Genomic DNA, 21418 nt, shown 5'->3' on the forward strand with positions numbered 1-21418 from the left:
CCACCGAAGGAGGAGCCATGAAGCAGCACGTGCTCGACCTCGTGACCGCCTACCAGGACGCCTGGACGTCGGGGGACCTCGACTCCGCGGCGACCTACCTCGCGCCGGACTTCCGGTTCGAGGGCGCCGGCGCGTCGTTCACGTCGGCAGACGACTTCCTGCCGTTCCTCGCCCGGTTCGGTGGGCGGATCGGGCGCGGCTGGCGGCAGGTCGCAGCGTTCGGCGACGGCGACGAGGCACTCGTCATGTACGAGCTGCGAGGTCCCGCCGGCCAGGCGCTGCCGCTGACCGTCGACCACTTCGTCGTGCGTGACGGCAAGATCGCCGCCGAGACGCTGGTGTTCGACACCGCCGCCTTCGGGCAGGCGATGACGGGCGCGGCTGCGAGCCACTGACGACCCCGGCGGCACCGAGCCGTCAAGCGGTCGCCGTCTCGTCGTCGACCGCCCCGCCGCGCCGTCAGTCCATGCAGAAGAGCTTGACCTCGGCGATGCCGAGCGCGTCCGGCCCGTACATCTGCGCGAACAGCGCCGCGTCCTGCTCCGTCGCGAAGTAGGTCGAGACCACCGACGCGTTCTCGGGCAGCCCGAGGGCTTCGGCGGCGCCCTGGTCGCAACCGAGGTCGCCTTCCGAAGGCTGGTACCCGAGCTCGGTGATCCGTGCCTCGGCGGCGTCGGCCTCCGGAGAGTCGAACGAGTCGACGACCGCCACGTACGTCCCCCAGACCACGGCGCCGTGCACGAGGTCGGCCGCCTGGGGTGGCGTCGCCGGCGGTGTCCTGAGGGTGGCCGTGGGCGAGGGGCTCAATGACGGTTCCGGCGTCTCTGACGGCTCCGCCGTCTCCGACGGGGACGGCGCGGGAGCCGGGCTCGACGTGACCGTCTGGTCCGGCGCGACGGGCAGCTGCTCAGGCGGTGCCGTGAACGCGTTCGCGGTCACGATGCCGACGGCGAGGACGGCGGCGGCTCCCACGGAGACAGCGGCGATGCGGCGGGTGCGGAGACGTCGGATCTGGGTACGGATGTGCAGGGCCTCCGCTCGGACGTCGGGTGCCGCGAGAGTGGAGATGCGGGCCTCGTGGTCGGCCAGCTCTCCCAGGAGGTCGCGCAGCGGGAGGGTCATGGCTCGCTCCTTCCGGTCCGGATCGTGGTGACGGCGGTCGCGTCGTCCGGCAGGACGTCCGGCCCGAGCGCGGTGCGGAGCTTGGCGGTGGCGTCGGACAGGTACCGCTTGACGGCGCCGGTGCTCAGGTCGAGCTCGTGAGCGATCTCCGGGACGGTGAAGTCGTCGAAGAACCGCAGGACCGCGACGGCGCGCTCACGCGGTGCCAGGCCGGCGAGGGCGGCGCGGACATCGAGCACAGCCGCCGTCGCGTGCTCGGGTGACGGGGCGTGGTCGGTCTCGGCGAGGAGGTGGGCCCTGGCACGCCAGGAGACCGAGCGCCGCGTGGAGTCGATGAAGATCGTGCGGATCACGGCGCGGACGTAGCCCTCGGCGGAGTAGACGTCGGTGAGGCTCCGCGGCTTGGCGAACGTGCGGACGATCGCGTCGTGCGCCAGGTCCTCCGCCTCGCTCCGGTCGAGCGTGAACAGGGCGGCATAACCGACCAGCGCCGAGCGCCGGTCACGCAGCACCTCCTCGAGCACGTGGTGCCAGACCGGCACGCGTCACCCCCTTGTCCGTCCGAGCAAGCCGTCATGGAAGACAACGAGCGCCCACCCCTAACCGTTGGGGTCGGCGACGGGTGATGACACGCGACGCGTCTCTGGCTGCCGCGTGCGTGCCTCCGGCTCGGACCTACAGTGGCCCGATGAGCGATGGCGCCGCCGCACAGACCGAGGGGGAGCGTCGTGCACTCTCCGGGCTCGAGACGTCGGGCATCGACTTCCAGGTGACCCGGCACGGGCGGGTCGGCTCGTTGGCGGAGGCGGCGGAGGCGCGCGGCATCGACCCCGCCGGCATCGTCAAGACGATCGTGGTGCGCCGCGGGGACGACGACTTCCTCTTCGTGCTCGTGCCCGGCGACCGGACCATCTCGTGGCCCAAGCTGCGCGCGCTGCTCGGGGTGTCCCGGCTGTCGATGCCGGACGCGGACACCGCCAAGGACGTGACCGGCTACGTGCGCGGCACCATCACGCCGTTCGGGTCGCTGACTGCGTGGCCCGTGGTCGCCGACTCGCGCATCCGCACGCGGACGGTGTCCATCGGCGGCGGGGCGCACGGTGTCGCGGCGACCGTCGACGGCGCCGAGCTGGTGAAGGCGCTCGACGCCACGGTCGCGGACGTGACCGAGCCGGAGCCCGAGCGCGCTACTTCGTGACGAAGGTCGTCGGCCGGACCGTGAGGATCACGCGCTTCGGGGCGTCGGTGATCTCGTAGTCCTGGCCGTACCGCGTCTGCAGCGACTTGTAGAAGCTGGCCACCTCGTCGTCGGGGATCGTCTCCACGACGGCCCCGCGGACCTCGAGCGACCGGTACGGGTCCTCGGGGTCGTGGATCGAGATCGCGACCCGCGGCTCGTTCTGCAGGTTCTTGAACTTCTGGCGGGTCGACGTGTGCGTGAACCGCAGCACCTCGCCGTCCCACACGAACCACATGACGCTGCTGTGCGGCGAGCCGTCCGGCGCGACCGTGGCGAGGTGGGCGAAGAGGGGCCGCTCCAGCAGGTCGGCGTGGCTGGCGGGGAGCTCGTGGTGGGCCATCGCACGAGGCTAGCTCCGCTGCCGCACGGGAACCTCCCGGCGTCCACATCCGTTCGCGATGTCGTAGGTACCCCGGTGCCCGGAGGGGTAGCGTCGAGCCGCCGGAAAGCAGATCCGGCCACGGGGGCGAGAGCTGAGGAGAGTTCGACGTGATCGATCGCGCGCCCGCGGCCGGAACCATCCGGGTCGACGCCCAGGACACGAAGACCGTCATCAGCCTCGTCGGAGAGATCGACGCCGCCCTGCGCGACGAGGCCGGGGCGTGCATGGGCGTCGCGCTGGTCAACGGGCTCCCCGTGGTCATCGACTCCACGCTCGCGACCTTCATCGACTCGTCCGGCATCGCCTTCGTCCTGCAGCTGCACCTCGCGGCCTCCGCGGAGCAGATCCCCGTGACGCTCCTCGACCCGCACCGGGTGCTCCGGGACGTGCTGGAGATGGTCGGCCTCTCCGGCGAGGTGCCCGCGGCGACTGTCTGACGCCACCCCGAGCCCGGTCAGCGGGTGTGTCGGTGGGCTGGTCTACGTTCGCCGCATGCGGTTGTTGCACACGTCGGACTGGCACCTGGGCCGGTCGCTGCACGGGGTCGATCTCCTCGACCACCAGGCGGCGTACCTGGACCACCTGGTCGACGTCGTGCGCGCCGAGGACGTCGACGCGGTGGTGGTCGCGGGGGACGTGTACGACCGCGCGATCCCGCCCGTGGAGGCCGTGACGCTGCTCTCGGACACGCTCGCGCGGCTCGCGGAGCACACCACGGTCGTCGTCACGTCCGGCAACCACGACTCCGCGACGCGGCTGGGTTTCGGGTCGGCGCTCATGCGGGACCGGGTCCGGCTCCGGACGCGGGTCGCCGGGCTTGCGGAGCCGGTCGTTCTTCCCGACGACGAGGGCGACGTGCTGGTGTACGGCATCCCGTACCTGGACCCCGACTTCGCACGCGTCGAGCTGGCCGACGGCCCTGAGCTGCTGGCCCGGTCGCACCAGGCGGTGGCGGCTGCGGCGATGCGACGGATCCGCGACGACCTGGCCGGTCGTCAGGGCTCTGTCCGTCCGCGGTCGGTGGTGGCCGCGCACGCGTTCGTGATCGGCGGCGCCCCGACCGACTCCGAGCGGGACATCCGCGTCGGTGGCGTCGACCAGGTGCCCGCCGGGGTGTTCACGGGGGCGGACTACGTGGCGCTCGGGCACCTGCACGGCCCGCAGCAGGTGTCCGGTGTCGACGGCACGGTCCTGCGCTACAGCGGGTCGCCGCTCGCCTACTCGTTCTCCGAGCAGCACCACGCCAAGTCGACGGTGCTGGTGGACCTGTCCGGCGGTCAGGTGCGCACCTCGCTGGTCGCCGCCCCGGTGCCGCGCCGGCTCGCCGACGTCACCGGCACGCTCGAGGAGCTGCTGGGCGCCGCGGGCGATGCGCACACCGACGCGTGGGCGCGCGTGACCGTCACGGACGCACACCGCCCGGAGGACCTGTACCGCCGCGTGAAGCAGCGGTTCCCGCACGCGCTCGTGGTGCACCACCGCGCGGCGGTCTCGGCGGAGTCGTCCCGCACGAAGATCGTCACCTCCGCACACGACCCGCTCGACGTGACCGCCGACTTCCTCGCGCACGTCACCGGGCACCGCCCGACGCCCGCCGAGGCCGAGGTGCTGCGGCGCGCGTACGAGGACGTCGCCGCGATGGAGCGGAGCGCCTGATGCACCTGCGCACCCTCACCCTCCAGGCGATCGGGCCGTTCGCCGGCCGGCACACCGTCGACTTCGACACGCTGGGCCAGGCCGGGCTGTTCCTGCTCGAAGGGCCGACCGGGTCGGGCAAGTCGACGCTCATCGACGCGATCGTGTTCGCGCTCTACGGGAAGGTCGCGTCCGCCGAGGCGTCGGAGGACCGGCTGCGCTCCGCGTACGCGGCCGACGACGTCGAGAGCGTGGTCGACCTGGTCTTCGAGGTACCCGCGGGCATCTACCGCGTCCGACGCACCCCGGTGTACCAGCGGGCCAAGCGCCGGGGCAGCGGCACCACCACGGCGAACGCGTCGGTGAAGGCGTGGCGGCTGCCTGCCGGGACGGTGCTGGATCCGGCGACCCTCGACTCCGTCGGTGTGCCGCTGGGCAACCGGCTCGACGAGGTCGGCGCCGAGATCCAGAAGGCCGTCGGCCTGGACCGCACACAGTTCGTGCAGACGATCGTGCTGCCACAGGGCGAGTTCGCACACTTCCTGCGTGCCAAGCCCGAGGAGCGGCGCGGGCTGCTGCAGAAGATCTTCGGCACCGAGGTGTACGAGCAGCTCGCGCTGCGCCTGGCGGAGCTGCGTCGGGAGAGCGACCGGGCCAGCGCGGCGGCGCGGGCGGCGCTGTCGTCCGGCACGTCGCAGCTGGTCGGGGCCGCGCGGCTCACCGACGACGAGGCTGCGGACGTCCGGGCAGCGATCGAGGCGGCCGTGGTGCGGGGCGACGGGCTGGTGGCCGCGGTGCGGTCGGTGGTCGTCGGGCGGACGGACGAGCTCGACGGGTGGGCCGCCGGTGCGCGTGCTGCGGCGGTCGCGGCCGACGCCGTGCGCCAGGCGGCACGCACGCACCTCGACGAGACGACGGCAACCCACGCCCTGCTGCGCCGCCGCGACGGACTGCGGGCGGAACGCGCAGCACTGGAGGCCGCGGCGGACTCGAACGCCGAGGCGATCCTGCAGCTCACAGCGGCGCGCGCGGCCCAGGCCGTCCGACCGCTGCTGCTCGGGGCCGAGCGCGCCGCGACCATGCTCGACGCTGCCCGCAAGACGGTGACCGCCGCGCTGGACGGAGCCCCGGACGACATCGCGGCCCCGCCGGAAGGCACCGACCTGCGGGCGCACGTGCAGGCCGCCGGCCGCTCGGCGGCGGAGGCGGCGGGTGCGCTCGCGCGGCTGGTCGACGTCGAGGCCGGGCTCGAGTCCCGTCGCCGCGCGGTACGCCAGACCCGCCACGCGGTCGACGACCTCATCGCGGCGATCGCGGCGGACGACCAGTGGCTCGCCACACGGCCCACCGCACGGGCCGCGCTGCTGACCGAGCTGGAGGCCGCCCGGGCGCTCGCGGCTGCGGCCGGAGAGCGCGAGTCGGCGCTGGCCACGGCGATCGAGACGGTCGCCGCGCACACGGCGCTGGCCGCCGCGGAGCTGGCCCTCAAGAAGGCCGGCGCGGCCCGGAGTGCAGCCGGAGCCGAGGCGGTGCACGCCCTCGACACCGAGCGGGACCTGCGCGCCGCGCGGGTCGCCGACCTGGCCGGCGAGCTCGCGGCCCGCCTCGATGACGGAGACGCGTGCCCGGTGTGCGGCTCCGCGGAGCACCCCGCCAAGGCGGTGCTCGGCGCCGACCACGTGTCCGCCGAGCAGGTGGAGCAGGCCGAGGCCGAGCGGGTCGCGGCCGAAGGCCGCCTGCATGCGGCCGCCGAGCGGTGCAGCGTGCTGGAGGAGCGTGCCGGTGCACTGCGCGCCCGCGTCGGGAGCGGCAACGCGCAGGACGCGACCGAGCGGTGCGACCAGGTGCGCGCAGCGCTCACCCAGTCGCGCTCCGCCGAGGCCGACGTCGCCCGGCTGGTTCCGGCTCTCGACGAGCACGACGCGCAGACCCGGGCCCGGGAGGCAGAGCGGGCGACCGCCGTCGCCCGTCTGGCAGGGGAGCGGGCGACTCTCGAGGTCACGCTCCTGGACCTCGACGCCGCCGAGGCGGAGGTCGTCACCGGGCGGGGGGACCACCCGACGGTCGCCGCGCGCCACGCGGAGCTGCTCGAACGGGTGGCGTCGTCCGCCACGATGCTCGACGCGCTCGCGGAGCAGGACGCCGCGGCGGACGAGCTCCGCCGCCGGCAGGACGAGCTCGCCGCCGGGCTCGACGAGCACGGCTTCGACTCGGCCGACGAGGCTCGGGCGGCCACCGTCGAGGCGGCCGTCCTCGCGGAGCTGGACCGCGTCGTGACCGCGTACGCCTCCCGGCTCGACCGCGCGACCGCCGGGCTGGCGGAACCGGTCATCGCCGCGCTCGCCGACGACCTCGTGGTCGACCTCGACGCGGCGGCGACCGCCGAGGGCATCGCGCGCCTGGAGGCGGAGCGGACCGCGGGCGAGGCGCGAGTGGCGGAGGAGCGGGCTGCCGCCGCTGCCGTCGCGGGCGATGGGGTGGTCGCGTCCGCGACCGCGCTCGCCGACGCACTCGGGACCGCGGGCCCGGTCAGCCGGCTCGCAGACCTGACCGGGGGTGGCGGGGGCGACAACGCACGGAACCTGTCGCTGGCCACGTTCGTGCTGATGCGCCGGTTCGAGGACGTCGTCGCGGCCGCCAACGAGCGCCTGCTCGTCATGTCGGACGGCCGCTTCGAGCTGGTCCGCAGCGACGAGAAGGAGGACGTGCGTGCGCGGAACACCGGCCTGGCCATGCGCGTCATCGACCACCGGACCGAGCAGGCCCGGGACCCGCGCACCCTGTCCGGCGGGGAGACGTTCTACGTGTCCCTCTGCCTGGCGCTGGGCATGGCCGACGTCGTGACGGCGGAGGCGGGCGGGATCGACCTCGGCACGCTGTTCGTCGACGAGGGCTTCGGCTCGCTGGACCCGCACACGCTCGACGCGGTGCTGGCCGAGCTCGGTCGCCTGCGCGCGGGTGGACGTGTGGTGGGGGTGGTGTCGCACGTCGAGGCGCTGAAGCAGTCGATCGCGGACCGCATCGAGATCCGCCCGACGGCCGAGGGCCCGAGCACGCTCACGGTCCGAGCGGGCTGACCGATCGCGCGGTCACCCGATCCGGGGTCGTCGCCAGACCGCAGCTACCGGGCGAGCTGTGGCCCAGCCGCAGTCACCGGGACCGGTGTCACCAGGCCCAGCCGCGGGAGGCGAGCTCGACCTCCTCGCGGAACCGCTCGGCGGGGTCGCCCTTGGCGGCGGGCTGGACCTCGACGCCGGCCAGCTGGCACGCCTCGACCAGCAGCTGGTCGTAGGCCAGCTGCGAGGCGATGATCCGCTCGGCGCGGGCGAAGGTGCGGGGGTCCAGCTCGAGCGAACGGACGTGGTCGGCGACGACGCTCAGACGCTCCTGCACGCGCAGGGTGGTGAACGGGTCGTACTCCGGGGGCCGCGTCGGCCGGATCCGGGCCGCCAGGTGCTCCAGCCGGGTGGCCACGAACGTGCGCCATCGCGGCGGCTCGTCGGGCGACGGGAACAGCTGCCAGATCGCCCCGAAGACGAGCGCCGGGACGAACATCACAGCGGCCAGCATGACCCAGCTCATCGTGCGTCCTTCATCGAGCGCGTAGTGCTCAGATTAGGTCGCAGATGTGACGTGCGCCACAGAGTTTCCGGCTCGTGCGGTTGCGATGTGGTGACGGTCCGCTCTGGCCCGACTACGCCACGGCCAGCTCCGTCTGCGCCGCAACGACGACCTCGTCGGCCTCCTCGGTCTCGTCGAGCGCGGTGCGTGCCCACGAGCGACGGACCGCGACGAGCAGGACCGCGGCGATCACGATGACGCCGGCCATGACGGCACCCATCGTCACGGCGGTCGGCGTCCCGTTGATGCTGGTGAGCGGCGCGATGATCGCGCCGAGCCCGAACTGCAGGGCGCCGAGCAGGGCAGCGGCGGACCCGGCGCGGTGCGGGTTGGAGGCCAGTGCGATGGCCGGTGCGGAGGGCAGCACGAAGCCGGCGGTGCCGAGGGTGAGCACGAGCAGGACGGTCACGGGCCAGAACGGAGCACCGAGGAGCGTCGTCGCGAAGAGGGAGAGGCCGAGCACCACGCCGACGGCGACGGCGCCGGAGAGGATCTGCTCGGGGCGGAAGCGGCCGACCAGGGCACCGTTGATCTGCGACCCGGCGGTGATCGCGACCGCACCGGCGGCGAACACCCAGCCGAACTGCTGCGGAGTCAGGCCGTACCCCTCCTGGAACACGAACGTCGACGAGGCGACGTAGGTGAACATGGCCGACAGATAGAACGCGGACATGAGGGCGAGGCCGAGGAACGGCAGGTCGAGCAGCAGGTCACGGTAGGTGCGCAGCGCAGCGCCCGTGCCTCCCGTGCGCCGCAGCCCCACCGGGAGCGACTCGCGCAGCGCGAACGACGCGACGACGAACAGCACGGCGCCCGTGGCGGCGAGGAACACGAAGATCAGGCGCCAGGAGCCGACGAGCAGGAGCTGGGCGCCGATGGTGGGCGCCAGGATCGGGGCCACACCGACCACGAGCATCAGACGGGCCATCACCTTGGAGACGGCGAGCCCCTCGAACTTGTCGCGGACCACGGCCAGCGACAGGACCATCCCCGCGGCGGCGGTGAAGCCCTGCACGAACCGCAGGGCCGTGAACGCGGTGATGTTCTGCACGAGGACGAGCCCCACGGACGCCAGCACGTACACGACCAGGGAGCTGAGCAGCGGGCGGCGGCGGCCGTAGGCGTCGGAGACGGACCCGATGAGCAGCTGACCGAGAGCAAGACCCGCGAGCGACGCGGCGATGGTCAGCTGGACGGCAGCGGCGGTCGTGTTCAGGTCGTCGGCGATCTCCGGGAACGCGGCGAGGTACGTGTCGAACGTGAACGGCCCCAGGGCGGTGAGCGCCGAGAGCAGGAGGACGAAGCCGACGCTCACACGCGTCGCGGGGGTTCGGACCATGACAGTGCCAAGGTTGCGGGGTGCAATCATCTTCCGCTGTGTCCACGGTGTGGGACGGATCACCCGCTGACCAGGACCTACGTCATCCCTGCGAGGGCGGTCGGGTACCGATACTCAGGGGGTGACGAGACAGAGGACGGGTGGTGCACGGCGCTGGGCCCACGCGCGCATCGCGGCAGCGGTCGGCACGGTCGCCGTGTCGCTCGTCGCCTGCTCCGCCGTCGCGACCGTCGACCCGGAGGTCGGCCTCTCCGTCGCGAGCCCCGCCACGACCGGTACGCCGAGCCCGGAGGAGCAAGCGGCGGCACTGCCCGACACGGAGCCCGCACCGCCGGTCGACGCCGCCGTCGTGGCCGCAGCGCAGCCGCAGACCGCGCTGGCCACTGCTGCGCTGCTGCCGGTCAAGGGCCGCGCACCGAAGACCGGCTACGACCGTGACCTCTACGGCCAGGCGTGGAAGGACGTGGACCGCAACGGCTGCGACACCCGCAACGACATCCTGCGCCGCGACCTCACGGATCAGGTGCTCAAGGACGGCACGAACGGCTGCGTGGTCGCGTCGGGCACGCTGCTCGACCCGTACTCGGGGAAGGCGATCGCGTTCGTCCGCGGTCAGGACACGTCGTCGGACGTGCAGATCGACCACGTCGTCGCCCTGTCGGACTCCTGGCAGAAGGGCGCCCAGCAGTGGGACACCGCGAAGCGGGAGGCGTTCGGCAACGACCCGCTGAACCTGCTCGCCGCGGACGGTCCGCTCAACCAGCAGAAGGGTGACGGCGACACCGCGACGTGGCTCCCGCCCAACAAGGCGTTCCGGTGCGCGTACGTCGCGCGGCAGGTCGGCGTGAAGTACACGTACGGGCTCTGGGTCACGCAGGCCGAGCAGGCCGCGATGGTCGGGGTGCTGTCGACGTGCCCGACCGAGCCGTTGCCGGCGGGCTCAGCGGTCCCGGCCGTCGACGAGCCGCCTGTCATCGAACAGCCGGCCGTGGTCGGTGGCCCGTTCGCCGGCTGCGCCGAGGCATGGGCCGCCGGCGCGGCACCGGTGCACGCGGGTGAGCCCGGTTACGCGCCCCAGCTCGACGGCGACAGCGATGGGATCGCGTGCGAGAAGCGCCCCTGACCAGGCGCAGGGCGGCACGGACCCCCTAGGTTGTTCCCGTGAGCGCACGCGGAGTGGCCATCGGGGTGCTGACCACGTGCGTCGTGCTCGTCGCCGGCGCCTTCGTCGCGGACCGGGTGGCGGAGTCGTCTGCCGAGAAGCAGGTGGTCGCAGCGATCGAGCAGAACCTCGACGTCGTGGGCACCCCGACCGTCGAGCTCGGCGGCTTCCCCTTCCTCACGCAGCTGCTGGCGGGGTCGATCGACGACGTCACGGGCCAGGTCGACGGCGTGACCCTCGACGGGATCGACGCCACGGACGTGACCTTCGACGGGCACGGCGTCAGCACGGCGGAGCCGTACACCGTGAGCACCGCCACGATCTCCGCGACGCTGCCCACCGCGTCGATCGAGCAGATCGTCGCCGACCGCTCGGACCTGGAGATCGCGGTCGCGGTCGACGGGGGAGCGCTCACGGCGTCCGGAGAGGTGCTGGGGCTGCGGCTGGCCGCCGACCTGGTGCCGCGCGTCGAGGACGGCAAGCTGCTCGTGTCGGTCGAGAACGTGCAGATCGCGGGGCTGACGGTGTCCGTCGACGACCTGCCGAACTCGATCGGTGACCGGTTGACCGACATCGAGATCCCCGTCGAGGGCCTCCCGGAGGGTCTGGTCCTGTCCGACGCGACGGTCGTCGCGGACGGCGTGCGCATCACCGCCGACGGCACCGACGTCGTCCTGCCCACCACGGCGCCCCCGGCTGGGTAGGGTCCGTCCTGCCCACCCGGCTGGGTGGACGACGACGGACGAAGGATCCCGCCCGTGGACTGGATCGGCGACGCCTGGCAGGACATCACCACGCCCCAACCGGTGCCGTCGAGCACCACGGTGCTGCTCACCGCGGCGGGGGTGCTGCTGGTGCTGCTGGTCCCGGTCGCGTGGCACGTGGCCCGGCACGGGCTGACGATCGTGCACGAGGCGGCGCACGCGTTCGTCGCGGTGCTCGTCGGTCGCCGGCTGTCGGGGATCCGGGTGCACTCGGACACCTCGGGCCTGACCGTGTCGGTGGGCAAGCCGCGCGGTCCGGGCATGGTCGCCACCGTCGCGGCGGGGTACACGGGCCCCGCGTTGCTCGGCGTCGGCGCGGCGTGGCTGCTGTCCCGCGGGTACGCGGTCGCGCTGCTGTGGATCCTGCTGGTGGTCCTGGTGCTCGTGCTGGTGCAGATCCGCAACTGGTACGGACTGTGGGCGGTGCTGGTGACGGGTGCGCTGCTGGTCGCCGTGACGGTGTGGGGGTCGGCGACCGTGCAGAGCATCGCCGCCTACGCGGTGACCTGGTTCCTGCTGCTGGGAGCGCCCCGCGCGGTGCTGGAGATGCAGTCGGAGCGCCGTCGCGGCCGGCGCCGCGGGGTGCCGGACACGTCCGACGCGGGTCTGCTCGGCCGCCTGACGCGCACGCCCGGCGCCCTGTGGGTGGCCATCCTGCTGCTCGTCTGCCTGGCTGCGCTGGCGCTGGGCGCGGCATGGCTGATCGGCCTGCAGGTCTGACTGCGCTCGTGCGCGACGGGCGGCTCACCGGCGCCCTCCCCGGCCGAGCCGTCCGCTGAGGAAGACTGGTCCCGGTACCGCTCACCACCGGAGAGGCAGTCCCATGACCCGCGAGAAGATCAGCACCCCCGACGCACCGCAGCCCGCGGGCAACTACTCCCAGGGGATCCGGCTGGGGAACCTGGTGTGGACCGCGGGCTTCGGACCGCAGGACCCGGTGACCGGCGAGATCCCCGAGTCGGTGGCGGACCAGACGCGGCGGGTGCTGCGGAACGTCGAGGCGACGCTCGCGGAGGCGGGGCTCGACCTCGGCGACGTGGTCAAGACGACGGTGCACCTGGCCGACCTGGCGGACTTCGCCGAGTTCGACGAGGCGTACGGGGAGTTCTTCCCGTACCCGAAGCCCGCGCGGACGACCGTCGGGTCGCAGCTCGCGGGGATCAAGGTGGAGATCGACGTGGTGGCGGGACGACTGACGCTCGACGACTAGGTCAGCACGCCGTCACGACGACGACGCTACCGACCCACCGATCGCCTGTCCCGAGCCCGTCAGAACCAGGTGGTGACGACGTCCACGACGCGCTGACCGGCGTCGATCACCGGGATGGCCCGCCACTTGTCGAACGCGGTGCACGGGTGGGAGATCCCGAGCTCCAGCAGGTCGCCCACGGCCAGCGCCGTGCCGAGGGGGTCGGTTCCTTCGAGGTACGCGTGCTGGTCGTTGGTGCGCGTCACGTCCCAGCCGACGACGGCCACGGGTGCCTGACCGGCCCGGTGCCGGCGCAGGACCACCGGCAGGCCGGAGTCGTACGGCACGTCCCGCTTGCCGGCGCCGACGATCGCGAGCCCGTCCTCCGGGGTCGAGACCACCTGCGCCCAGACCCGCAGCGCCGGATAGAGGTGGCCGACGATCCGGGTGAACGGCGTCGAGCCCGCGTAGGTGCCGTGGTCGTGCGTGAGGTAGGCACCCGACCGCAGGATCGTCGTGCTGGGCACCCCGCTCACGTCGGATCCGCCCAGCACGTCGGCGACCACGTCGAAGTAGGCGGACCCGCCGGCGGAGAGCAGCACGTGCTCCCGGAGCAGCCCCGCGTCGACGAGCATCTCCGCGACCGCGCGCACCTCGGCCAGGTACTTCCGGGCGGCGTCGACGTCGGCGAGCGCTCCCTCGTAGGCGCTGACCCCGACCAGCTCGACGCCCGGGGTCTGCACCGCGTGCTGCGCCACCGCGAGGGCCTGGTCACCGGTACGGACCCCGGACCGGCCCGCGGCGAACCCGACCTCGAGCAGCACGCGGACGCGACCACCCTCGACGGCCGCTGCCGCCACGTCGACGGCCTCCAGGGAGTCGACGTGGAACAGGATCTCGGTCGACGGCTCGGCCGCCAGGGTCGCTGCGATCCAGCGCAGCACCGTCGGGTCGAGAACCTCGTTGGCGACGAGCAGCCGGCGTACCCCGAACGAGTGCGCCGCGAGCAGCTGGTTGCCGGTCGCCACGGTGATGCCCCACGCCCCGGCATCCAGCTGGGCGGCGAACAGCTCGGGGGACATCGTCGTCTTGCCGTGCGGCGCGAACGCCAGACCGCGCTCGCCGGTGAACGCCGCGAGCTGCGCGAGGTTGTGCACGACCGCGTCGGCGTCCAGGGTCAGCACGGGCCAGGTCAGCGACCCGTCGGTGAGCGTGTGACCAGCGGCGACGAAGTCCGACCGCGTCACCGGGGTGGGACACCAGAAGCCCTTGGTGGTCGGGCCGAGCAGCAGGGGAGGGAAGCGCAGCGTCATGGTGGCCTCACCGTAGCGACGACGCACCTGTTCAGCTCGCGGTTCAGGGCATCACGTTCCGCGGCGGTGACCCACAGCCCGTACGCCGCCTTCACGCGGACCTGCCGCAGCGCGTAGACGCACCGGTACCCGCGCTGCGGCGGCAGCCAGGTGGCCGCGTCGCCCGCGCCCTTCTCCTGGTTGGCGGGGCCGTCGACGGCGAGCAGGTTGGCCGGGTCGTTGGCGAACGCCTCGCGCTGCGCGGCGGTCCAGGTCTGGGCACCCTTCTGCCAGGCGTCCGACAGCGCGACGACGTGGTCGATCTGCACCTCGGCCGAGCCCGGTCCGCGAGCGAACGGGATCGGGACGCCGGTGTAGGGGTCGTCGAGCGTGCCGCTCAGCACCACGCAGTCCTCGACGACCGTCGCGGTGAGGTCGCGGCGCAGGATGTCGTTGCGGGTGTCACAGCCGTTCCGGTCGGCGTCCGCCCACGCCTGCCCGAACCGCTCCCGCTCGTACCCGGTGCTCGGCGCCCGCCCGCGGACCGCCAGCGAGGCGAGCGCCGCCCGCCCCGCCGCGAGGTCCTCGGCCGTCACCGCGTACCGCGCGGCGACGCGCGTCTGCGACCACGCGGGCACCCCGGCGCCGACGGCGAGACAGACGACGAGAGCGGCGAGCCACAGCACCGCGTTCCTGCTCATGTCGGCAGCGTCGCGCGACGCGTCCCACCTCCGGCGGTCGGGTGTGTATGGCCGGGGCTGTGGGCGGCTCACCGACGTGACGCCACCGCCGCTCCCCGACGGCCCGTCCGGTCAGCCCGTCACCCCACGGGAGCGCACTCCGTCACATCACCGCTCGCAGCAACAGCGCCGCGGCCACGACGCCGGCGACCGTCCGCACGTGGTTCCCCGCGGTCCACTCGCTCATCCACGCCGGCCAGCGGGCCGCCTCGGCCTCACCGGCGGGGTCGAGCGCCGCGAGCTCGTTGTTCCGCGGGACGTTGTAGGCGATGGTCACGCCGAGCGCGCCGACCAGGTAGACGGCCGCCCCGGCCGCCAGCCAGGGCGACCGGCCGACCACCGCTGCGACGACGAGTGCGACGCACCCGAGCGTGGTACCCAGCATCGCGAGCATCAGGGGCGGACGCACCGCGGTGATGTTGATCGACTGCATCGCGGCGATTCCCTGCGCCGCCGGGAGGCGGCGCAGGGCGGACATCACGAACGCCGAGAAGGCGAAGAACACGCCGCCGACCGCGGCGGACGCGATGGCCGTCGCGACGGTGAGCACGACGAGCGGGGTGCTCATCAGGACGCCGCGCGGAGGTCGAGGGTGTGATCACGAGGTCTCATGCGACCAGAATCCCGGGGAGGTGCCGGACTTCCTATATCCAGAAGTCGCCGATCCTTGACCAATCGTCCAGGCGCAGGCGTCGCTTGACTTCGAGTGCACTCCAAGGCGCACCATCGACGTCATGAGCGTCGCGGAGTCCGTCGAGACCAGCCTCAGCATCGCCGAGGCGGCCGACGCCACCGGCCTCACCACCCACACCCTGCGGTACTACGAGCGCGACGGGCTGCTGCTCGACGCGGTCGACCGGGCGTCGTCGGGCCATCGCCGCTACTCCGAGGACGACGTGGGCTGGATCCGGATGATCACGCGGCTGCGCGCGACCGGTATGCCGATCCGGGAGGTCCGCCAGTACGCCGACCTCGTCCGGGCGGGCGACGGCAACGAGGCCGAGCGGCTCCAGCTCCTCGTGGCCCACCGCGACCGCGTCCGCCAGCAGCTCGCGGAGGTGGCCACCCACCTGGAGGCCATCGAGCTCAAGATCGGCCTCTACGAGCGCACGACCTGCACACTGACCTGACACGACCCTCACGGACCGCCCCGTACGGTCGTCGGGTGCCCACCGACGACAACCAGAAGACCTCGTCCCGCCAGGCGCTGCGAAGTCTTCACGGTGATCACGAGAGCGCGGGCGCGGGCGGCGGTGGGCCGGAGCCCGAGAACGTGTCGCGACGGCCCACGTCGCGGGTGGTCGCCGGGCTCGTGGCGGTCGCGCTCGTCGCGGTGGGCGTCGCGGTGTCTCGAGTCGAGCACCCCGCCGCCGATCCCGTCGGCGACGCGCTCTACGCCGCGTTCGTCTTCGCGCTCCTCGTGCTGATCGCCCCCCGCGCCAGGTCGGGCGTCCTCGCGGCAGTCACGTTCGGGATCTGTGCCGTCGTCGAGCTCGCGCAGCTCACCGGTGTTCCCGCGGCGATCGTCGACGCGGTGCCGGTCGCCCGGTACGCGCTGGGCACCACGTTCGTCGCCGTCGACCTGCTCGCGTACGCGGTGGGTGCGGCGCTGGCCTGGGTCGTGCGACGCTGACGGTCCGAGCAGCGACCGACGAAGACCGAGGGGACCCATGGATCCGTCGTACAGCCTGGCCGTACGGCTGACCTGCGAGTTCATCGGCACCGCCATCCTCATCATCCTGGGCAACGGCACGGTCGCGAACGTGCACCTCAAGGGGTCCAAGGGGTACCGCGGCGGGTGGTCGCTCATCGCGATGGGGTACGGCTTCGGCGTGATGATCCCGGCGCTCATGTTCGGCGGGATCAGCGGCAACCTGATCAACCCGGCGTTCACCATCGGGCTCGCCACGTGGGGGCTGTTCCCGTGGTCGGAGGTCGCGCCGTACATCGTGGCGCAGATGCTCGGGGCGATCGCCGGGCAGGTCGCCATCGTCGTGACGCACAAGCCGTACTACGACCAGACGACGAACCCCGAGGACATCCTCGCCACCTTCTCGACCATCAACGCGGCCCACTCGCGCCTCAACGGGTTCCTGTCCGAGCTGCTGGGCTCGGTGGTGCTCTTCTCCTGCGCGCTGGCGATCATCACCTCGCCGCTGACCGAGAACGAGCCGGCCGTCGCGCACCTGGCTCTCGGGTTCCTGGTCTGGGGACTCGTCGCCGGCCTGGGCGGGCCGACCGGTCCGGCGCTCAACCCGGCGCGTGACCTGGGCCCGCGGATGGTGCACGCGGTGCTGCCTCTGCGGCACAAGGGGTCGTCGCAGTGGGACTACGCGTGGGTGCCGGTGGCGGCGCCGATCCTGGGCGGGATCATCGGCGTCGGCGGCTGGTACCTGCTGCTCGGCTGACCGCTCCGCAGGACACATCGGGCGATGACCGGCATGCTCGTTGCCGGGGGTGGGCCATGTCAGCGAGCACGAGCATCTTCCGGCGCAAGTCCGTCGAGGACTCACTCGAAGAGTCGCTGGACCCCGATCGGGCGCTGCGGCGGACCCTGACCACGTGGGACCTCATCGTCCTCGGGGTGGCGGTGGCCGTCGGGGCGGGCATCTTCTCCGTCGGTGCCACGGCGGCGGCGAACTACGCCGGGCCGGCGGTGATCGTCTCGTTCCTCATCGCCTCGGTCGTGTGCGGTCTGGCCATCATGTGCTACGCCGAGTTCGCCTCGACGCTGCCGGTCGCCGGGTCGGCGTACACGTTCTCCTACGCGTCGATGGGGGAGTTCGTCGCGTGGATCATCGGGTGGGACCTGATCCTGGAGATGCTGCTGGGGTCGGCGGTGATCGCGAAGTTCTGGGGCGTCTACCTGTCCGATGCGTTCGGGCTGTTCGGCATCGACATCCCCACGACCCTGAGCCTCGGGAGCGTGGACGTCGAGTGGGGACCGGTCGTCATCGTCGGTATCTTCACCGCGCTGCTGGCCCTGGGCACCAAGCTGAGCACGCGTGTGAACAGCGTGTTCACCATCATCAAGGTCGCGATCACGCTCTTCGTCATCGTGGTCGGCTTCTTCTACATCAACACCGCGAACTTCTCGCCGTTCGTGCCGCCGTCGCAGCCGGCCCCGGAGCGGACGTCCCTGGAGCAGCCGGTGTTCGCGTTCCTGTTCGGTCTCGAGCCCACCGCGTACGGCGTCATCGGGGTGCTGTCCGGCGCGGCGCTCGTGTTCTTCGCGTTCATCGGGTTCGACGTCGTGGCGACGACCGCGGAGGAGACCAAGGAGCCGCAGCGCACGGTGCCGCGCGGCATCCTCGGCGGCCTCGCGATCGTGACCGTGCTGTACGTCCTGGTGACGATCGTGGTGACGGGGATGGTGTCCTACACCGATCTCGCGGAGGCGGACACGCCCTCGCTGACCACGGCGTTCGTGCTGGTCGGCGCGGACTGGGCAGGCAAGGTGATCTCGGTGGGGATCCTGGTGGGTCTGACGTCGGTGCTCATGGTGCTGCTGCTGGGCCTGACGCGGATCGTCTTCGCCATGAGCCGCGACGGCCTGCTGCCCCGTGGCGCGTCGCGGACCTCCCACAAGTACGGCACCCCGGTCCGGCTGCAGATCGGCGTCGGCATCGTCGTCGCCCTGATCGCCGGGCTGTCCGAGGTGGAGCTGCTCGAGGAGATGATCAACATCGGGACGCTGTCGGCGTTCGTGCTGGTCAGCTTCGGCATCCCGATCCTGCGCCGGACGCGCCCGGACCTGCCGCGCGGGTTCCGGGTGCCGTGGTCTCCGGCGCTGCCGATCATCGCGGGCGTCGCGTGCCTGTGGCTGATGGTGAACCTGACCACGCTGACGTGGCTGCGGTTCCTCGCCTGGCTGGTCGCCGGGGTGGTCATCTACTTCGCCTACTCGTACCGCCACTCGGTCGCGGCGAACCCGCACCATGACGCGAGGACGGGCGCGAAGCTCTAGTCGACGGGCTCCAGCACGAACACCGGGATCAGCCGGTCCGTCTTCCTCTGGTAGCTCTCGTAGGCGGGCCACACCTCGTTCGCGCGTGCCCACCACTCGTCGCGCTCCGCGCCGGAGGTCTCGCGCGCGACGTAGTCCTTCTTCACGGCACCGTCCTGCAGCTCGACGTGCGGGTGCTCGACGAGGTTCCGGTACCAGGCGGGGTTCTCGGGAGTCCCGCCCTTCGAGGCGACGACGGCGTACCGGCCGTCGTGCTCGACGCGCATCAGCGCCGTCTTGCGGAGCTTGCCGCTGGTGGCGCCGACGGAGGTCATGACGATGACGGGCTTGCCCTGCAGCGTGTTGGCCTTCGCGCCGTTGCTGGCCTCGAAAGTCTCGGCCTGCTTTCGGGCCCAAGCGGACGTGCTCGGCGAATACTCTCCGGTCAGTGGCATGACCGGTGCAACGACGCTCAGGCGGAAGCGCATTCCCCCGCTGCTCAAGCGCGCCCTTGTACCAGCCGATGACACCGGGTCACAGGGTGCTACCCCCCAGCGCCCTCTCCGCCGCCGACGCGGCCTCAGATCGGAGCTCGATGAAGTTCAACCCGCCGCCCAACTGGCCGACCCCGCCCGAGGGTTTCGTGCCCGAGCCGGGCTGGACCCCGGACCCGACGCTGCCGGCGCCGCCCCCCGGCTGGCAGCTCTGGGTCGAGGACGACGTCGCCCTGCCCGGCGAGACGACCGAGGCCACCCGGCACTACAAGCAGGCCACCACGTCGTTCTTCGTGGGCGTCGGCTTCTTCCTCGCCGGGGCGATCTCGACGATCGTCACGGCGAACTCGACCACCGGGATCTACTGGTGGGGCGGCATGATCGTCGGCGTCATCGGCCTGGTGCGCGCGTTCACGGAGTACCGCACGGCCCGCAAGGACGGCGCGCCCAACCTGACCGGGCTCGCCAAGGGAATCGTCGCCGTCGGCCTCGTCGCGGTGCTCGGCACGGGCGCCGTCGCGGCGTCGAGCTTCGTGTCCTCCGAGTCCCTCGAGACCGGCGTCGGCTCCTGCTGGACCGTCGGCGACGACGAGATGGCCGAGCCCGTCAGCTGCGACTCCGACCACCTCTACAAGGCGGTCTCCGAGGTCAGCGACCCGGAGCAGTGCCCTGACGAGATGTACCTCGAGGCGGACGCCGAGAACGGCGTCCTCTGCCTGCAGGAAGACTGAGACCGCGATGCGGGGCGGTCGACCCGACCGCCCCGCACCGGGCTACTTCTTCTGCTCGTCGAGGTACGTCTTGGCCTTCTCGACGACGCTGTCGATCTGGGCGTCCTGGCTGTCGCTCGTCTTCGCCTTGACCGCCTCGGCCGCCTTCTCGATGACGTCCTTGGCCTGGTCCTCGTGACCGTCGACGGCCGCCTTCGCCTGGTTGACCAGGTCTTCGATACCCATGATGACGTCCTCCTTCGTGATGACGTCTCAGTCTGCGACGCCGTCGGCGAGCGCGCCCGGTGAGCCGTGCTCACGGGTGGTCCGCGGCATCGCGGCCGCGGCCACCACCGTGGCCAGCGCGACGACGGCGACCGCGACGAACGCGACGGTGACCGCGTCCCCGAACTGCTCCGGGTCCTGCGTCGGGGTGTCCCCGTGCATGAGCCCGTTGACCAGCGCGCCGAGCGCCGCGACGCCGACCGCGCTGCCCATGGACCGCGAGAACAGGTTGGCGCCGGTGACCACCCCGCGCTCGTTCCAGCCGACGCTCGACTGCGCGGCGATGAGGCTCGGTGACGCGACGAGCCCGAGCCCCGCCCCGATGACGAAGCAGGCGAGCCCCACGGCGAGCACCGACGGGTGGGTCGACGCGACAACGAGGCCGACCGCGCCGACCACCACGACGGAGGAGCCGATGAGCGCCGTCGTGCGGAAGCCGAACCGCAGGTAGAGCCGGCCCGACTGGGACGCGGAGATGGGCCAGCCGATCGTCAGCGCCGCCAGAGTGAGCCCCGAGGTCAGCGGCGAGACCCCGAGCAGGGCCTCGAGGAACGTCGGCACGTACGACGTCAGGCCGATGAGGATGACCCCGACCCCGACCGAGACCAGCGACGCCGCGAGCAGCAGCCGGCGCGAGAACACCCACAGCGGCAGCACGGGCTCGTCGGCCCGCTGCTCCACGCGCACGAACACCACCAGCAGCAGGGCGCCGACGACGAACGCGCCGACGCTCGGCACCGACAGCCACTCCCACGCGTTGCCGCCCTCCAGCAGCGCGAGGATGAGCAGGCTCATGCCGGTGGTCAGCAGGAGGCCACCGGCCCAGTCGATGCGGTGACGCGTGTGCTCGACGGTCTCGTGCAGGTGCCGGACCAGCAGCCACGCCGCCGCGAGGCACAGCGGGATGTTGACGAAGAAGATCCAGTTCCAGGACAGGAACTCGGAGAACAGCCCGCCGAGCGTCGGCCCGACCACCGACGAGATGCCCCACACGCTCGCGATGTACCCCTGCGCCTTGGCCCGCTCCGCGACCGTGTAGATGTCGCCCGCGATGGTGATCGCCATCGGCTGCACCGCTCCCGCGCCGAGGCCCTGCACCGCGCGGAACGCGATCAGCGCCGGCATGCTCCACGCGAACCCGCAGAGGACCGACCCGAGCAGGAACAGGCCGATGCCGAGCAGGATCACCGGCTTGCGCCCGACGGTGTCCGCCAGCTTGGAGTAGATCGGGACGCTCACCGCCTGCGTCAGCAGGTACACCGAGAAGAGCCACGGGAAGCTGGTGAAGCCGCCGAGGTCCGCGACGATCGTCGGCACCGCGGTGGCCAGGATCGTCGCGTCGATGGCGACCAGGCCGGTGGTCACCATGATCGCGATCAGGATCGGTCCGCGCTCGGACCGGAAGCCGACTCCGATCGTGTCGGTGCGCGTGGAGCTCAGGGTGGGCCTCCTCGGGGATCAGCCCCCAGCATGCGGCACCCCCGGAGCCTAGGCTCG

General features: G+C 72.4%; 25 protein-coding genes. 14 read left to right on the forward strand and 11 right to left on the reverse strand.

Annotation, left to right across the window (positions count from 1 at the left end; translation table 11 throughout):
• Positions 1–17: 17 nt before the first annotated feature.
• A complete protein-coding gene (locus ASD16_RS09640) occupies positions 18–395 on the forward strand; it encodes a nuclear transport factor 2 family protein (protein WP_055916251.1) in 378 nt (125 codons plus the stop codon).
• 64 nt (positions 396–459) lie between these two features.
• On the opposite strand, the gene ASD16_RS09645 is transcribed toward ASD16_RS09640, so the two are convergent.
• Both ASD16_RS09645 and ASD16_RS09650 read right to left on the reverse strand, forming a co-directional pair.
• A complete protein-coding gene (locus tag ASD16_RS09645; protein WP_055916253.1) occupies positions 460–1122 on the reverse strand; it encodes a hypothetical protein in 663 nt (220 codons plus the stop codon).
• Positions 1119–1664: an RNA polymerase sigma factor gene (locus tag ASD16_RS09650; protein ID WP_055916255.1), complete on the reverse strand. Its 546-nt coding sequence runs from the start codon at positions 1662–1664 to the stop codon at positions 1119–1121. Before ASD16_RS09650 ends, ASD16_RS09645 begins: the two co-directional genes overlap by 4 nt.
• Positions 1665–1810: 146 nt before the next feature.
• On the opposite strand from ASD16_RS09650, the gene ASD16_RS09655 reads away from it, so the two are divergent.
• The gene (locus tag ASD16_RS09655; RefSeq protein WP_055916257.1) at positions 1811–2320 is read left to right on the forward strand and encodes an aminoacyl-tRNA deacylase; all 510 of its coding nucleotides are present in this window, start codon (positions 1811–1813) and stop codon (positions 2318–2320) included.
• On the opposite strand, the gene ASD16_RS09660 is transcribed toward ASD16_RS09655, so the two are convergent.
• Positions 2310–2702 (reverse strand): PPOX class F420-dependent oxidoreductase, encoded by a 393-nt coding sequence (locus ASD16_RS09660; RefSeq protein WP_055916259.1) that lies wholly within the window; start codon positions 2700–2702, stop codon positions 2310–2312. The two genes, ASD16_RS09655 and ASD16_RS09660, sit on opposite strands and share 11 nt — an antisense overlap.
• Positions 2703–2851: 149 nt before the next feature.
• On the opposite strand from ASD16_RS09660, the gene ASD16_RS09665 reads away from it, so the two are divergent.
• Genes ASD16_RS09665 through ASD16_RS09675 form a run of 3 tightly spaced genes read left to right on the forward strand, consistent with a single transcriptional unit; the run spans position 2852 to position 7456 of the window.
• Positions 2852–3181: an STAS domain-containing protein gene (locus ASD16_RS09665; RefSeq protein WP_055916261.1), complete on the forward strand. Its 330-nt coding sequence runs from the start codon at positions 2852–2854 to the stop codon at positions 3179–3181.
• Between the two features lie 55 nt (positions 3182–3236).
• The gene (locus ASD16_RS09670) at positions 3237–4400 is read left to right on the forward strand and encodes an exonuclease SbcCD subunit D (RefSeq protein ID WP_055916263.1); all 1164 of its coding nucleotides are present in this window, start codon (positions 3237–3239) and stop codon (positions 4398–4400) included.
• Positions 4400–7456: an AAA family ATPase gene (locus ASD16_RS09675; RefSeq protein WP_055916265.1), complete on the forward strand. Its 3057-nt coding sequence runs from the start codon at positions 4400–4402 to the stop codon at positions 7454–7456. Before ASD16_RS09670 ends, ASD16_RS09675 begins: the two co-directional genes overlap by 1 nt.
• Before the next feature lie 88 nt (positions 7457–7544).
• Here the strand turns inward: ASD16_RS09675 and ASD16_RS09680 are convergent, their stop codons facing one another.
• Both ASD16_RS09680 and ASD16_RS09685 read right to left on the reverse strand, forming a co-directional pair.
• Positions 7545–7961, reverse strand: coding sequence for a hypothetical protein (locus ASD16_RS09680; protein WP_055916267.1), 417 nt, complete (start codon positions 7959–7961; stop codon positions 7545–7547).
• A gap of 112 nt (positions 7962–8073) precedes the next feature.
• Complete coding sequence (locus tag ASD16_RS09685) at positions 8074–9339, reverse strand: multidrug effflux MFS transporter (RefSeq protein ID WP_157453879.1); 1266 nt, start codon at positions 9337–9339, stop codon at positions 8074–8076.
• A 121-nt stretch (positions 9340–9460) separates the two neighbouring features.
• Here ASD16_RS09685 and ASD16_RS09690 point away from each other — a divergent pair, with 121 nt between their 5' ends.
• The 4 genes from ASD16_RS09690 to ASD16_RS09705 all read left to right on the forward strand — a co-directional run bounded on the left by ASD16_RS09690 (position 9461) and on the right by ASD16_RS09705 (position 12475).
• The gene (locus ASD16_RS09690; protein WP_055916272.1) at positions 9461–10462 is read left to right on the forward strand and encodes a DUF1524 domain-containing protein; all 1002 of its coding nucleotides are present in this window, start codon (positions 9461–9463) and stop codon (positions 10460–10462) included.
• A gap of 38 nt (positions 10463–10500) precedes the next feature.
• Entirely contained in the window at positions 10501–11205 is a 705-nt protein-coding gene (locus tag ASD16_RS09695; protein WP_055916274.1) for a DUF2993 domain-containing protein, read from the forward strand.
• A 54-nt stretch (positions 11206–11259) separates the two neighbouring features.
• Positions 11260–11985, forward strand: coding sequence for a M50 family metallopeptidase (locus ASD16_RS09700; protein WP_055916276.1), 726 nt, complete (start codon positions 11260–11262; stop codon positions 11983–11985).
• Between the two features lie 103 nt (positions 11986–12088).
• Entirely contained in the window at positions 12089–12475 is a 387-nt protein-coding gene (locus tag ASD16_RS09705; RefSeq protein ID WP_055916278.1) for a RidA family protein, read from the forward strand.
• Positions 12476–12534: 59 nt separating this feature from the next.
• On the opposite strand, the gene ASD16_RS09710 is transcribed toward ASD16_RS09705, so the two are convergent.
• From ASD16_RS09710 to ASD16_RS09720, 3 genes are all read right to left on the reverse strand, one after another.
• Positions 12535–13767: an alanine racemase gene (locus tag ASD16_RS09710; protein ID WP_055918206.1), complete on the reverse strand. Its 1233-nt coding sequence runs from the start codon at positions 13765–13767 to the stop codon at positions 12535–12537.
• Entirely contained in the window at positions 13764–14447 is a 684-nt protein-coding gene (locus ASD16_RS09715; RefSeq protein ID WP_055916280.1) for an HNH endonuclease family protein, read from the reverse strand. Before ASD16_RS09715 ends, ASD16_RS09710 begins: the two co-directional genes overlap by 4 nt.
• Positions 14448–14589: 142 nt before the next feature.
• Positions 14590–15054, reverse strand: a complete 465-nt coding sequence (locus ASD16_RS09720; RefSeq protein WP_055916282.1) for a DUF1772 domain-containing protein — start codon at positions 15052–15054, stop codon at positions 14590–14592.
• Between the two features lie 166 nt (positions 15055–15220).
• Between ASD16_RS09720 and ASD16_RS09725 the strand changes: the two genes are divergently transcribed.
• From ASD16_RS09725 to ASD16_RS09740, 4 genes are read left to right on the forward strand one after another with little or no spacing between them, the layout of a single operon-like run.
• A complete protein-coding gene (locus tag ASD16_RS09725) occupies positions 15221–15616 on the forward strand; it encodes a MerR family transcriptional regulator (RefSeq protein WP_055916283.1) in 396 nt (131 codons plus the stop codon).
• 35 nt (positions 15617–15651) lie between these two features.
• Complete coding sequence (locus ASD16_RS09730) at positions 15652–16119, forward strand: DUF2809 domain-containing protein (protein WP_055916286.1); 468 nt, start codon at positions 15652–15654, stop codon at positions 16117–16119.
• 37 nt (positions 16120–16156) lie between these two features.
• Positions 16157–16894, forward strand: coding sequence for an MIP/aquaporin family protein (locus ASD16_RS09735; protein ID WP_055916288.1), 738 nt, complete (start codon positions 16157–16159; stop codon positions 16892–16894).
• 56 nt (positions 16895–16950) lie between these two features.
• Positions 16951–18453, forward strand: coding sequence for an APC family permease (locus tag ASD16_RS09740; protein ID WP_055916290.1), 1503 nt, complete (start codon positions 16951–16953; stop codon positions 18451–18453).
• Here the strand turns inward: ASD16_RS09740 and ASD16_RS09745 are convergent.
• Positions 18450–18887: a nitroreductase family deazaflavin-dependent oxidoreductase gene (locus ASD16_RS09745; protein WP_055918209.1), complete on the reverse strand. Its 438-nt coding sequence runs from the start codon at positions 18885–18887 to the stop codon at positions 18450–18452. The genes ASD16_RS09740 and ASD16_RS09745 overlap by 4 nt on opposite strands.
• Before the next feature lie 140 nt (positions 18888–19027).
• On the opposite strand from ASD16_RS09745, the gene ASD16_RS09750 reads away from it, so the two are divergent.
• The gene (locus ASD16_RS09750) at positions 19028–19657 is read left to right on the forward strand and encodes a hypothetical protein (RefSeq protein ID WP_055916292.1); all 630 of its coding nucleotides are present in this window, start codon (positions 19028–19030) and stop codon (positions 19655–19657) included.
• Positions 19658–19699: 42 nt separating this feature from the next.
• On the opposite strand, the gene ASD16_RS09755 is transcribed toward ASD16_RS09750, so the two are convergent.
• Both ASD16_RS09755 and ASD16_RS09760 read right to left on the reverse strand, forming a co-directional pair.
• Positions 19700–19882 carry an antitoxin gene (locus tag ASD16_RS09755; RefSeq protein WP_055916295.1) on the reverse strand — a complete coding sequence of 61 codons (183 nt, stop codon included), beginning with the start codon at positions 19880–19882 and terminating at the stop codon, positions 19700–19702.
• A gap of 27 nt (positions 19883–19909) precedes the next feature.
• A complete protein-coding gene (locus ASD16_RS09760) occupies positions 19910–21289 on the reverse strand; it encodes an MFS transporter (RefSeq protein ID WP_082570747.1) in 1380 nt (459 codons plus the stop codon).
• Between the last annotated feature and the right edge of the window lie 129 nt (positions 21290–21418).

This window comes from Cellulomonas sp. Root485 (genome assembly GCF_001426705.1).
Taxonomy (GTDB): Bacteria; Actinomycetota; Actinomycetes; order Actinomycetales; family Cellulomonadaceae; genus Cellulomonas.